This is a genomic window from Elioraea thermophila (ex Habib et al. 2022) (assembly GCF_003336755.1).
Lineage (GTDB): Bacteria > Pseudomonadota > Alphaproteobacteria > Acetobacterales > Acetobacteraceae > Elioraea > Elioraea thermophila.
The window spans coordinates 654,623-667,500 of record NZ_QMDI01000006.1 but is presented as its reverse complement, the minus strand read 5'-3'; the positions used below and the strand labels follow the sequence as shown (position 1 = coordinate 667,500).

Below are 12,878 nucleotides of genomic sequence, written 5' to 3'. Positions count from 1 at the left end.
GGACGTGGCACGCTGCGAAAAGCCGCGGGGAGATGCGAGCAATCGTTGATCCGCGGATCTCCGAATGGGGAAACCCACCCCTGTTGGGGTATCCCGGCCTGAATGCATAGGGTCGGGAGGCGAACCCGGGGAACTGAAACATCTCAGTACCCGGAGGAAAAGACATCAACCGAGATTCCGTGAGTAGTGGCGAGCGAAAGCGGAGTAGGCCTGTGGTTTCCTGCAGATAACCGGAACGGTCTGGAAAGGCCGGCCAGAGCGGGTGATAGCCCCGTACGGGTAAAGGGCAGGAAATCCTCGAGTAGGGCGGGACACGTGCAATCCTGCCTGAAGATGGGGGGACCACCCTCCAAGCCTAAATACTCCCTGGCGACCGATAGTGTACCAGTACCGTGAGGGAAAGGTGAAAAGCACCCCGACGAGGGGAGTGAAAGAGACCTGAAACCGGATGCCTACAAGCAGTCGGAGCGCTCGGATGGACCTTCGGGTTCGTCCGCGGCGTGACGGCGTACCTTTTGTATAATGGGTCCGCGAGTTAGTGTCGGCAGCGAGCTTAAGCCGTTAGGCGTAGGCGCAGCGAAAGCGAGTCTGAACAGGGCGTTCAGTTGCCGGCACTAGACCCGAAACCGGGTGATCTAGCCATGGCCAGGCTGAAGGTGGGGTAACACCCACTGGAGGGCCGAACCGGTGCCTGTTGAAAAAGTCTCGGATGAGCTGTGGCTAGGGGTGAAAGGCCAATCAAACTCGGAAATAGCTGGTTCTCCGCGAAATCTATTGAGGTAGATCGTCGCGTGCTTCGCCCTCGGGGGTAGAGCACTGGATGGGCTAGGGGGCCCCAAAGGCTTACCAAACCTAACCAAACTCCGAATACCGAGGAGCGTGACCGCGGCAGACAGTCCCAGGGTGCTAAGGTCCTGGGTCGAGAGGGAAACAGCCCAGACCGACAGCTAAGGTCCCCAAATCGTGGCTAAGTGGGAAAGCATGTGGGAAGGCCAAAACAACCAGGAGGTTGGCTTAGAAGCAGCCATCCTTTAAAGAAAGCGTAATAGCTCACTGGTCTAACAGCCGTCCTGCGGCGAAAATGTAACGGGGCTCAAGCCACGTACCGAAGCTTCGGGTGCGCAGCGATGCGCGCGGTAGCGGAGCGTTCCGTAAGCCTGCGAAGGGTGGTCGCGAGGCCGCCTGGAGGTATCGGAAGTGCGTATGCGGACATGAGTAGCGACAAACAGGGCGAGAAACCCTGTCGCCGAAAGCCCAAGGGTTCCTGCGCAAGGTTAATCCGCGCAGGGTCAGCCGGCCCCTAAGACGAGGGCGAAAGCCGTAGTCGATGGGAACCACGTCAACATTCGTGGGCCTGCCAGAAGTGACGGCCCTGAACCGTCGTCATCCCTTACCGGATTGGGGTGGCGGCCGGATGGGTCCAGGAAACAGCTCTGGCGTAAGACCGTACCCGAAACCGACACAGGTGGGCTGGTAGAGCATACCAAGGCGCTTGAGAGAACGGTGCTGAAGGAACTAGGCAAATTGCTCGCGTAACTTCGGGAGAAGCGAGCCCCGCTTGCGGGCAACCGTAAGCGGGGGGCACAGAGCAGGGGGTAGCGACTGTTTAACAAAAACACAGGGCTCTGCGAACTCGAGAGAGGACGTATAGGGTCTGACGCCTGCCCGGTGCCGGAAGGTTAAGGGGAGGGGTGCAAGCTCCGAACCGAAGCCCCGGTAAACGGCGGCCGTAACTATAACGGTCCTAAGGTAGCGAAATTCCTTGTCGGGTAAGTTCCGACCTGCACGAATGGCGTAACGACTTCCCCACTGTCTCCAGCACCGGCTCAGCGAAATTGAATTCCCCGTGAAGATGCGGGGTACCCGTGGTCAGACGGAAAGACCCTATGAACCTTTACTGCAACTTTGCACTGGCGTCAGAAGTGGACTGTGTAGGATAGGCGGGAGGCGATGAAGCGAGGGCGCCAGCTCTCGTGGAGCCACCCTTGAAATACCGCCCTGGCTTCTTTTGACGTCTAACCCAGCCCGGTCAGCCCGGGCGGGGACCGTGCATGGTGGGCAGTTTGACTGGGGCGGTCGCCTCCCAAAAGGTAACGGAGGCGCGCGATGGTGGGCTCAGGCCGGTCGGAAATCGGCTGTCGAGTGCAATGGCATAAGCCCGCCTGACTGTGAGACTGACAGGTCGAGCAGAGACGAAAGTCGGCCATAGTGATCCGGTGGTCCCTCGTGGACGGGCCATCGCTCAACGGATAAAAGGTACTCTAGGGATAACAGGCTGATCTCCCCCAAGAGTCCACATCGACGGGGAGGTTTGGCACCTCGATGTCGGCTCATCGCATCCTGGGGCTGGAGCAGGTCCCAAGGGTTCGGCTGTTCGCCGATTAAAGCGGTACGTGAGCTGGGTTCAGAACGTCGTGAGACAGTTCGGTCCCTATCTGCCATGGGTGTCGGAGACTTGAGGGGATCTGTCCCTAGTACGAGAGGACCGGGATGGACGTACCTCTGGTGGGCCGGTTGTCGCGCCAGCGGCACAGCCGGGTAGCCAAGTACGGACGGGATAAGCGCTGAAAGCATCTAAGCGCGAAACCCACCCCAAGACGAGGTCTCCCCGAAGAGCCGTGGAAGACCACCACGTCGATAGGCCGGATGTGTAAGCGCGGCAACGCGTTCAGCTAACCGGTACTAATCGCTCGTTCGGCTTGTGATCCGACGTCATGACGGGGCTCTCCCGTCATCATGCGCAGCACGAAACGCGCGCACGTCGCCGCACGCGTTCCAGCATCGCACCACGCCCGGATCGGACGACCCGGTGGCTTTGGCGAGGGGCCAACACCCGATCCCATCCCGAACTCGGCCGTGAAAACCCTCAGCGCCAATGGTACTGCGTCTGAAGACGCGGGAGAGTCGGTCGCTGCCGGGTCTTCCGATCCGGGCTTTGCCCACACCATCGCACCAAGCCTCCCCACTCGTCGCGGGGTGGAGCAGCCCGGTAGCTCGTCAGGCTCATAACCTGAAGGTCGCAGGTTCAAATCCTGCCCCCGCAACCAGCCTGTCGCTCCCGCTCAGCACAGCCAGCGCGCCAACGGCAACGAGCAAACGCTCAAGGTTGTGTTCGCGGTCCATGCTTCGCGGGCCGGCGGAGAGGCGCGATCAGGGGTGCCGCGTGGCCGGACCCTAGCTGCGCGCCGCGGCAGCCCCGCGCTCCCGGCCGGCGAAGGCCCAGCGGATCGCCTCCGCCACCGCGTAGGTCGCCCCCTGCACCAGGGGACGGGCTAGCAGCGGGCTCGCGAGCCCATGCAGCCGCCGCGCCCAGGCGGGCAACAGCGCGATCGCCGCCCGGTTGCCCATCGCCTGCACCGCCGCGGTCAGCGGGTCGTCGCTCGCCGTGCGGAGAAGGAGATCGCGCACCGACCGCGTCCGCCCATCGACCCTGAGCTCGGGGCGGAACCGCGCCATCAACAGTTCCGCCTCGCGGCGTGACCGCGGCACCGGGTCGGCCCCGAGTGCCGCCCCGATCCGCGCCATCTCGGCGAAATACCGGTCCTGATCGGCGCGCGACATGCGCGGTTCGCCGTACACACGCCAGCCCTCGAGGAAGCACCAGGTCTCGGTCACGTGGACCCAGGCGAGCAGCCACGGCTCGCTCGCCGCATAGGGCGTGCCATCAGGCAGCACGCCCCGCACCTGGTCGTGGATCCGACGCACGCGCGCGATCGCCGCTTCCGCCTCCTCCCGTCCGCCATACGTCGTCACCGCGATGAAGCGCGCCGTGCGACGAAGCCGCCCGTGCATGTCGGCGCGGAAATTCGAGTGGTCCCACACCCCGGCCAGCACCCGCGGATGCAGCATCTGCAGGAACAGCGAGGCGATGCCGCCCACCATCATCCCCGTCACGTCGGCATGCACCCGCCACGTGACGGAATTCGGCCCGAACAGCCCGTCCGGACGCGGCGTCACCGGCCGCTCGCCGCGGCTCGGGTCGTTGAAGAACGACACCACGCGGGCGGCGATCGCGTCCTTCAGCGGGCGTGCCGGATCGAACGGCAGGGGGAGCGGAAAACTCGACGCCATGCCTCGCAGATAGGGGCGGCGTGCGCGGCTGCGAGATCCCGCCGCTACACGCCCGTGCCGCCGCCTCCCCTTGCCGGGGCCGCGCGAGCGACCTAGCCCCGTCGGCATGAACGTGCGCGCGATCCCCGCCGCCCCTGCCCTGCCGCCGCCCGCCGCATCCCGCCTGGGCGCGTGGCTTGCGGTGCTCGCCGCCCTGCTCTGGATCCCGCAGGCCGCCCTGCTCGCCGCCCTGGTCGCCGACATCGCCGACGGTGCGACGGCCGCGGCCGCCCTGCCGCCCGCGCTCGGCGCTCTCTCTTTGGGTCTTCTTCGCGCCGGGCTCGACGCCGCGGCGGCCCGCTTCGTTTTCGCCGCCGCGCGGGCCGAAACCAGCCGCCTCCGCCGCGAGGCCGTCGCCGCGCTCGCCTGCCGCTCGCCCCTCGACCCTGGCCGGCCGGCCTCGGGGGCCGCCGCCGCGGCGGTGACGGAACAGGCGGAAGCGGTGCTGCCCTACCTCGCCCGCTTCCGCCCCGTGCGGCTGCGCGCCGCCGTCGTTCCGCCCGTCATCCTGGTCGCGGTGCTGACCCAGTCCTGGCTGGCGGCGCTCATCCTGCTGATCGCCGCGCCCCTCATTCCGCTCTTCATGGCGCTGATCGGGCTGCGCGCGAAGGAAGCCTCGGAGGCGCAGATGCTGGAGATCGGGGGGATGAATGCGCTGCTGCTCGACCGGCTGCGCGGGCTTGCCACCATCCGCGCCTTCGATGCCGTGGCGGCAACTGCCGTTCGCCTGCACGCCGCGGCCGACTCGTTGCGCCGGCGCAGCATGGCCGTGCTGCGCATCGCCTTCCTGTCCTCCGCCGTGCTCGAGCTGTTCGCTTCCCTCGGCGTCGCCATGGTAGCGGTCTATGTCGGCTTTCACCTGCTCGGCACGCTCGAGTTCGGCGCCTGGGAGGAGCGGATGGGTCTCGGCCCCGCCCTGTTCGTGCTCCTGCTCGCGCCCGCCTTCTTCGAGCCGCTGCGGGACTTGGCCGCCGCTTGGCATGACAAGGCGGCCGGCGAAGCCGCCCTCGCCGCGCTCCGCGACCTCGCCGCACCGCCGGCGTTCGCGCTGCCCGCTGCCCTCGCTTCGCCCACCCTGCGTACCGCGCCGGCAGCGCTTGCCGTCTCGGTCCGCGGCCTCGTCTTCCGCTACCCGGGAGCCCCTCGCCCCGTGTTCGACGGCTTGGACCTCGCGGTCGCGGCCGGTGAGCGCGTTGCCCTCCTCGCCCCCTCGGGCGGGGGAAAGTCCACCCTGCTCGCCCTGCTCGCCGGGCTTGCCTTGCCCGGGGCGGGCGAGATCCGCATCGGCGACGTGCCTCTCGAGGACGCGACCGCCGCCGACATTCGCGCCCGCATCGCCTGGCTCGGCCAACGCCCCGCCCTGTTCGCCGCCAGCCTGCAGGCCAACATCCTGCTCGGCCGACGCGACCTCGCGCACGAAGCCGAGCTCTGCCGACGGCGCCTGCTGCCGGCTCTGCCGCCGTCGCGCCCGATCGGCGAGGACGGGGCGGGGCTCTCGGGTGGCGAGGCGCTGCGGGTCGGGCTTGCCCGCGCCCTCGTCTCGCCCAGCGTGGGCTTGCTTTTGGCCGACGAACCCACCGCCCATCTCGATCGCGACACCGCTGCTGCGGCGACCGAGGCGCTGCTCGCGGCCGCGGAAGGCCGCACGCTGATTCTCGCCACCCACGACCCTGAGCTCGCCGCGCGCATGGACCGGGTGGTGCGCCTCGCATGAGCCGGTTCGCCCCCCTCGTGCGCGTCTTGCGCCTGTTCCTCGCTGAAAGGCGGGCGGCGATGGCCGCCGGCGTGGCGCTCGCTGCGGTTTCTGCCGCTGCCGGCCTTGCTCTCCTGGGGCTGTCCGGCTGGTTCATCACCGCCACCGCGCTGGCCGGGCTCGTTCCGGCGACCGCGCTGATGTTCGACGTGTTCATGCCGGGGGCGGGGATTCGGTTCCTCGCCATCGCCCGCACCTTCGCCCGCTATGGCGAGCGTGTGGTCACGCACGACGCCACCTTGGGCCTGCTCGCCGCCTTGCGCGCGCGCCTCTTTCGCGGCTTTGCCCGCCCCGACCTTGCGCGGGCCCTCGCCTCGCGCCCTGCCCGCCTGCTGTTCCGGCTCACCGCCGATGTCGATGCGCTGGACACGGTCTATCTCCGTCTCCTGGTGCCGGCGGGGGCGGCTGTGGCGACCGCGCTCGGCCTCGGGGTCGGCCTCGCCTTCCTCTCGCCCGCCCTCGGCTTGGCCGCCGCGGGCTTGCTGCTCGTCTCGGGCCTTGGCCTGCCGCTGTGGCTGGCGCGCGCGGCCGAACGCGAGGCCCGCCGCCGCGCTGCCGCGCTCGAGGCCTTGCGCGTGCGCGTCGCCGAACTCACGGCAGGTCAGGTCGCCTTCGCCATGGCGGGGCGGCTGGCGGCGCAGGTGGACGCCGCGCATGCGGCGGAGGCTCGGCTCACCGCCTCCGACATCGCGCTGAACCGGCTGGAGACGCTCGCCGCGGCGGGGTTCGGCGCGGCAGCCGCGGTGCTGCTCGCCGCAGCCGCCTGGGCTGCCGCCCAGCTCGCCGCAGCGGGAGACATCTCCGCCCCGCAGGCTGCGTTGATCCTGCTGCTCGCTCTCGCCGCGCTCGAGCCCTTCGCCGCGCTCCGACGCGGCGCGGTGGAGTTCGGTCGCAGCGCGCGCGCTGCCGCCCGGCTTTCACCTGCCCTTGACCCGCCACCGCTGCCCGCGCGCCCGGCCCCGCCGCCCGGCCTAGCGCTGCGCATTGCGGGCCTCCGCTACACCCCGCCCGGCGCCGATGCCCCCCTGTTCGACGAGCTCGATCTCGCGATCGCCGACGGCGAGCACGTCGCGCTGATCGGCCCGTCGGGGGCGGGCAAATCCACACTCTTCGCGCTCATCCTCGGGGAGCGCGTTCCCGATGCGGGCACGATCGCCGCGCTGCCGACGGCCGTGCTCGGCCAGCGCGTTGAACTCTTTCGCGACACCATCCGCGGCAACCTCACGCTCGGGCGGGCGGACGTCGACGACGCGGCGCTGTGGCAGGCGCTGGCCGCAGCCGGGCTCGAGGACGTCGTGCGCGCCCTGCCCGGCGGCCTCGATGCCTCGCTCGGCGAAGGCGGCGAGGGCCTGTCCGAGGGCCAGAAGCGCCGCCTCGCCCTCGCTCGGCTGCTCGTGCGCGCGAGCCCGCTCTGGCTGCTCGATGAACCGACGGAAGCCTTGGATGCAGAGACTGCAACCCTCGTCCTGCGGCAGATCAAAACACTCGGGCAAGACCGCACTATCTTCGCAAATGCGCATCTAAGGCGGGAGGCGGAGCTGGCCGATCGGCTGATCCGCCTCGAGGCCGGGCGGATCGTCGCCGATGTGCGGCGAGGCCAACGGGGCTTCGCCGAAATGCTGGCGACGCTGCGCCCTGGCTGAGCCGGATCGCGCCGCACGCCGCTATCCCGCGACGCGCGAACTTCGCTTCGGGGGAGCCGGTTTCGCCGGTTGCTGGCATGGAGCTCGACGTCGTTTCGCTGTCGCGCCTGCAGTTCGCGCTGACCGCGATGTATCACTTCCTCTTTGTCCCGCTCACCCTGGGCCTCTCCATCATCCTCGCGATCATGGAGACGGTCTACGTGATGACGGACCGCCCCATCTGGAAGGAGATGACGAAGTTCTGGGGCACGCTGTTCGGCATCAACTTCGTGCTCGGCGTGGCGACGGGCATCACGATGGAGTTCCAGTTCGGCATGAACTGGAGCTACTACAGCCATTACGTGGGCGATATCTTCGGCGCCCCGCTTGCCATCGAAGGGCTGATGGCCTTCTTCCTCGAGGCCACCTTCGTCGGCCTGTTCTTCTTCGGCTGGGACCGCATGTCGAAGGTCGGCCACCTGATGACGACCTACGCGGTGGCACTCGGCTCCAATCTCTCCGCACTGTGGATCCTGATCGCCAACGGTTGGATGAACAACCCGGTGGGCGCGGTCTTCAACCCGGTGACGATGCGGATGGAGATCGAGTCCTTCTTCGAGGTGCTGTTCAACCCGGTGGCGCAAGCGAAATTCGTGCACACCGCCTCGGCCGGGTACGTGACGGCGGCGGTGTTCGTGCTTGGTGTCTCCGCCTGGTATCTGCTGCAGGGCCGGCACATCGCGCTCGCCAAGCGTTCGATGGCGGTGGCCGCCTCGTTCGGGCTCCTCTCCTCGCTCTCCGTCGTCGTGCTGGGCGACGAGAGCGGCTACCTCGCCAACGAGAACCAGAAGATGAAGCTCGCCGCGATCGAGGGCATGTGGGAGACCGAGCCGGCGCCGGCGGCGTTCACGGTGGTCGGCATCCCGGATACGGAGGCGCGCGAGACGCACTACGCGATCAAGATCCCCGCCGTGCTCGGGCTGATCGCGACCCGCTCGCTGAACACCGAGATCCCAGGGATCGTCGACCTCGTGCAGTCGGGTGAGCAGCACATCCGGCAAGGCATCGTCGCCTACGACGCGCTGCAGCAGATCCGCGCCGCGCGGGGCCTGGAAAACGTTCCGCAAGCGGTGCGCGACGCGTTCGAGGAGAACGGGCGCTGGCTCGGCTATGCCTTCCTGCTCAAGCGCTACGTCGACGACCCGCGCCAGGCGACGGCCGAGCACATCCAGCGCGCGGCCTGGGATCTCGTGCCACCCGTGGGCTGGCTGTTCTGGATGTTTCGCGTGATGGTGGGGTTGGGCTTCTACTTCATCCTGCTGTTCGCCGTCTTCTTCTGGCTCTCCACGCGGCATCGGCTCGACCGCCATCGCTGGCTGCTCTGGGCCGCGGTATGGTCGATCCCGCTGCCCTGGATCGCCGCCGAGGCCGGTTGGTTCGTCGCCGAGGTCGGTCGCCAGCCCTGGATCATCGAGGGCGTGCTGCCGACGGCGGTCGCCGTCTCCACCCTCGGCATCTGGGAGGTGGCGCTCACCCTCGCCGGCTTCGTCCTCTTCTACACCGTGCTGGCGGTGATCGAGGTCAGGCTGATGGTGCGCGCCATTCGCAAGGGTCCGCCCGCCTCGGCCGACGTGGTCGGCCCCGCCCCCATCCCATCCGCCGCGCCCGCGGGCCTGCGCGGCGCGGTCGCAGCGGAGTGACGTGCCATGACGCTCTACACGCTGATCGACTACGAGACCCTGCGCCTCATCTGGTGGGTGCTGCTCGGCGTGCTGCTGATCGGTTTCGCCGCGACGGACGGGTTCGACATGGGGGTGGGCATGCTGCTGCCCTTCGTCGGCCGGACGGACGTCGAGCGACGGGTCGCGATCAACACTGTGGGCCCGGTGTGGGAAGGCAACCAGGTGTGGTTCATCCTCGGCGGGGGCGCGATCTTCGCCGCGTGGCCGCCGCTCTACGCCGTGTCCTTCTCGGGCTTCTACCTCGCGATGTTCGTCGTGCTGGCAGCACTCATCCTGCGCCCGGTCGCGTTCAAGTACCGCAGCAAGCGTGACGAGCCGGCCTGGCGCGAGCGGTGGGACTGGGCGCTCTTCATCGGCGGCTTCGTCCCGGCGCTGATCTTCGGGGTCGCCGTCGGCAACGTGCTGCAGGGCGTGCCGTTCCGGCTCGATGAGGATCTGCGCTCGTTCTACGAGGGGTCGTTCTTCGGCCTGCTCAACCCGTTCGCGCTGATGTGCGGGCTCCTCTCCGTCGCCATGCTCGCCATGCACGGCGGTGCTTGGCTCGCTCTGAAGGCGGACGGCGTGGTGGCGGAGCGCGGGCGTCGCATTGGCGGCCAGGCCGCCCTCGTCACCTTCGTGCTCTACGCCCTGGGCGGTGTGCTGCTGTGGGCCTTCGTCGAGGGCTACCGCATCGTCTCAGAGGTGGTGACGGACGGCCCCTCCAATCCGCTGCTGAAGGAGGTCGAGGTCGTCGCGGGGGCTTGGTTCGACAACTACGCCGCCCGGCCCTGGCTCCTGGTGGCGCCCGCCACTGGGCTGATCGGCGCCCTGCTCGCCTGGGCCACGCTGCGGCTCCGGCTCGAGGGCCTGCCGATCATCGTCTCGGGGCTCTCCATCTTCGGCGTCATCTCGAGCGTGGGCATCGCGATGTTCCCCTTCATCCTGCCCTCCTCGATCGACCCGCGCTCGAGCCTCACGGTGTGGGACAGCTCGTCCTCGCACCAGACGCTGTTCATCATGCTGGTGGTGACGGTGATCTTCCTCCCCATTGTGCTCGCCTACACCGCCTGGGTGTACCGCGTGCTGTGGGGCAAGGTGACGGAAGCCGAGGTTCGCCGCGAGGCGGGCCACTACTACTGAGCGGAGGGGGAGAACGACCGATGTGGTACTTCGCCTGGATCCTCGGCATGCCGCTGGCGGCGGCCTTCGCCGTGCTGAACGCGATGTGGTTCGAGATGATGGAGGATGATCGCGCGCGGGAGGCGGCCACACGGCGCTGACCGCGCGGGGAGGTGCGCCTGCCCCGACGCCTGCGTGATCGCGAGGCCGCCGATTCCCTCAGGTCGGCGGCCTTTCGCTGTCGCCGCTGCGCAGGGCGCCCCGACGCTTGCTCACACGATCACGCTTGGGGAGGCCGGGGTGGTGGAGCCAAGGGGAGTCGAACCCCTGACCTCGTGAATGCCATTCACGCGCTCTCCCAACTGAGCTATGGCCCCAGCCGGCAGGACGGGCTTCTTACCCATGGCAGCCGCCGCTCGCAAGGCCCGGCTTGCGGGGCCTGCCGCGCGCCACGATCATCCCGCCCGCATCAGGGAGGGACGTGCTTCGATGAGCGAGATCCTCTGGCGGCCGAGCCCCGAACGGGTCGCTGCGGCCAATCTCACCGCCTTTCGCGCCTGGCTGCGCACCGTGCGCGGCCTCGATGTGCCGGACACCCCCTCGCTGTGGCGCTGGTCGATCGACGACATGGCAGGGTTCTGGACCGCGCTGTGGGACTTCGCCGGGCTGATCGGCGACAAGGGCGAGCGCGCGCTCGAAAACCCGACCGCAATGCCGGGGGCGCGCTTCTTCCCCGACTCGCGCCTCTGCTACGCCGAGACCATCCTGCGACATGCCGGCGCCCGCGAGGCGATCGTCTTCACCGGCGAGGACGGTCGGCGCATCGCCTGGTCGCGCGACGATCTGCGGGTCGAGACGGCGGGCTTCGCCGCCGGGCTGCGCGGCTTGGGCCTCGCCGTCGGCGATCGCGTGGCGGGGATCCTGCCCAACATCCCGCACGGGGTCGCCGCCTTCCTCGGCACCAACGCCGCCGGCGGCACCTGGTCCTCCTGCAGCCCGGATTTCGGCCCGGCCGGCGTGCTCGACCGTTTCGGCCAGATCGAGCCCGTGGTGCTCGTCGCCGCCGACGGCTACCATTACGGCGGCAAGACGTTTCGGCTGGCCGCCAAGCTGCGCGAGATCCTCGTTTCCCTTCCCACCGTCCGCCGCGTCGTCATCGTTCCCTTCATCGGCGATGAAGAGGCGCTCGCGCTGCCGAACGCCGTGGCGTGGGACGACTTCGTCGACCGCGCCGCGCCCTTGGCGTTCACCCGCCTGCCGGGGAGCCATCCGCTCTACATCCTCTACTCCTCGGGCACGACCGGAAAGCCGAAGTGCATCGTGCACGGCGCGGTGGGTGTGCTGCTCAAGCACGCCTGCGAGCACCTGCTGCACGGCGACCTCAAGCCGGACGATCGCCTGTTCTACTTCACCACGCTCGGGTGGATGATGTGGAACTGGCAGGTCTCGGGGCTGATGGCGGGCGCGACCTTGCTCCAGTTCGACGGCAATCCGTTCCACCCTTCGCCAGCCGCGCTGTTCGACCTCGCGGAAGCCGAGCGGATGACGATGTTCGGCACCTCGGCGAAATACATCGACTCGCTGGCCAAGGCGGGGCTGGAGCCGCGGGCGACGCACGACCTCTCGGCGCTGCACACCATGTTCTCCACGGGAAGCCCGCTCGCCCCCGAATCGTTCGACTACGTCTATCGCGCGATCAAGTCCGACCTCGCGCTGTTCTCCATCTCGGGGGGGACGGACATCGTGGGGTGCTTCGCGCTGGGTGATCCGACGGGCCCGGTGCGGCGGGGCGAGCTTTCCACGCGCGCGCTTGGTTGCGCGGTCGAGGTGTTCGACGAAGCCGGGAAGCCGGTGCGCGGGCGGAAGGGAGAGCTCGTGTGTACCAAGCCCTTCCCCTCGATGCCGGTGATGTTCTGGAACGACCCCGACGGTGCCCGCTACCGTGCGGCGTATTTCGAGCGTTTCCCGGGCGTGTGGCACCACGGGGATTGGTGCGAGCTCGTCGAGCACGAGGATGGCACGGTGGGCCTGATCATCACCGGCCGATCGGACGCCGTGCTCAACCCCGGGGGCGTGCGCATCGGCACGGCGGAGATCTATCGCCAGGTCGAGCGTCTGCCGGAGATCCTGGAGGCCTTGGTGATCGGCCAGGACTGGGACAACGACGTCCGCGTGGTGCTGTTCGTGCGCCTGAAGGAAGGCCTCACGCTCGACGAGGCGTTGCGCGAGCGCATCCGTCGCGTCATCCGCGAGAATGCCTCGCCGCGGCACGTGCCGGCGAAGATCGTTCAGGTGGCGGACATTCCGCGCACGCGGTCGGGCAAGATCACCGAGCTTGCGGTGCGCGACGTGGTGCATGGGCGCCCGGTGAAGAACGTTGAGGCCTTGGCGAATCCGGAGGCGTTGGAGCTGTTCCGGAACATTCCGGATCTCGCCACGTAACGCCGCGACCATCGGGAGCGGCGTGCTCCGCAGGGGGGGAGCGGGGGGACCCGCGGGTCCCCCCGTGGGAGTTTTACGCTCTTCTCCGGGGGGACACGCGTGTCCCCCCGG

The 12,878-nt window shown here is 68.5% G+C and carries 7 protein-coding genes, 2 tRNA genes and 2 rRNA genes (1 of these 11 cut by a window edge); 9 read left to right on the top strand and 2 right to left on the bottom strand.

Going from position 1 to position 12,878, the window contains the following annotated elements; all coding sequences use genetic code 11:
* The 3 genes from DWB05_RS13110 to DWB05_RS13100 all read left to right on the top strand — a co-directional run.
* Positions 1-2,707 (top strand): 23S ribosomal RNA (locus tag DWB05_RS13110); it begins 54 nt to the left of the window's first position.
* A 98-nt stretch (positions 2,708-2,805) separates the two neighbouring features.
* Positions 2,806-2,920 (top strand): 5S ribosomal RNA (gene rrf, locus DWB05_RS13105).
* A 50-nt stretch (positions 2,921-2,970) separates the two neighbouring features.
* A tRNA-Met gene (locus DWB05_RS13100) sits at positions 2,971-3,047 on the top strand.
* 127 nt (positions 3,048-3,174) lie between these two features.
* On the opposite strand, the gene DWB05_RS13095 is transcribed toward DWB05_RS13100, so the two are convergent.
* Positions 3,175-4,071 (bottom strand): oxygenase MpaB family protein, encoded by an 897-nt coding sequence (locus DWB05_RS13095; protein WP_114377612.1) that lies wholly within the window; start codon positions 4,069-4,071, stop codon positions 3,175-3,177.
* A 106-nt stretch (positions 4,072-4,177) separates the two neighbouring features.
* Here DWB05_RS13095 and cydD point away from each other — a divergent pair, with 106 nt between their 5' ends.
* The 5 genes from cydD (at position 4,178) to cydX (ending at position 10,486) form a co-directional block, all read left to right on the top strand.
* A complete protein-coding gene (gene cydD / locus DWB05_RS13090; protein WP_114377611.1) occupies positions 4,178-5,824 on the top strand; it encodes a thiol reductant ABC exporter subunit CydD in 1,647 nt (548 codons plus the stop codon).
* A complete protein-coding gene (locus DWB05_RS13085) occupies positions 5,821-7,506 on the top strand; it encodes an ATP-binding cassette domain-containing protein (protein ID WP_114377610.1) in 1,686 nt (561 codons plus the stop codon). The genes cydD and DWB05_RS13085 overlap by 4 nt, the downstream gene beginning before the upstream one ends.
* 77 nt (positions 7,507-7,583) lie before the next feature.
* The gene (locus tag DWB05_RS13080; RefSeq protein ID WP_114377609.1) at positions 7,584-9,185 is read left to right on the top strand and encodes a cytochrome ubiquinol oxidase subunit I; all 1,602 of its coding nucleotides are present in this window, start codon (positions 7,584-7,586) and stop codon (positions 9,183-9,185) included.
* A 6-nt stretch (positions 9,186-9,191) separates the two neighbouring features.
* Positions 9,192-10,346, top strand: coding sequence for a cytochrome d ubiquinol oxidase subunit II (gene cydB, locus DWB05_RS13075; protein WP_114377608.1), 1,155 nt, complete (start codon positions 9,192-9,194; stop codon positions 10,344-10,346).
* A gap of 20 nt (positions 10,347-10,366) precedes the next feature.
* Positions 10,367-10,486: a cytochrome bd-I oxidase subunit CydX gene (gene cydX / locus DWB05_RS13070; RefSeq protein ID WP_114377607.1), complete on the top strand. Its 120-nt coding sequence runs from the start codon at positions 10,367-10,369 to the stop codon at positions 10,484-10,486.
* Between the two features lie 140 nt (positions 10,487-10,626).
* Here cydX and DWB05_RS13065 read toward each other — a convergent pair.
* Positions 10,627-10,702: transfer RNA gene (locus DWB05_RS13065), tRNA-Ala, on the bottom strand.
* A 112-nt stretch (positions 10,703-10,814) separates the two neighbouring features.
* Between DWB05_RS13065 and DWB05_RS13060 the strand changes: the two genes are divergently transcribed.
* Positions 10,815-12,767 carry an acetoacetate--CoA ligase gene (locus DWB05_RS13060; RefSeq protein ID WP_114377606.1) on the top strand — a complete coding sequence of 651 codons (1,953 nt, stop codon included), beginning with the start codon at positions 10,815-10,817 and terminating at the stop codon, positions 12,765-12,767.
* Positions 12,768-12,878 lie beyond the last annotated feature (111 nt).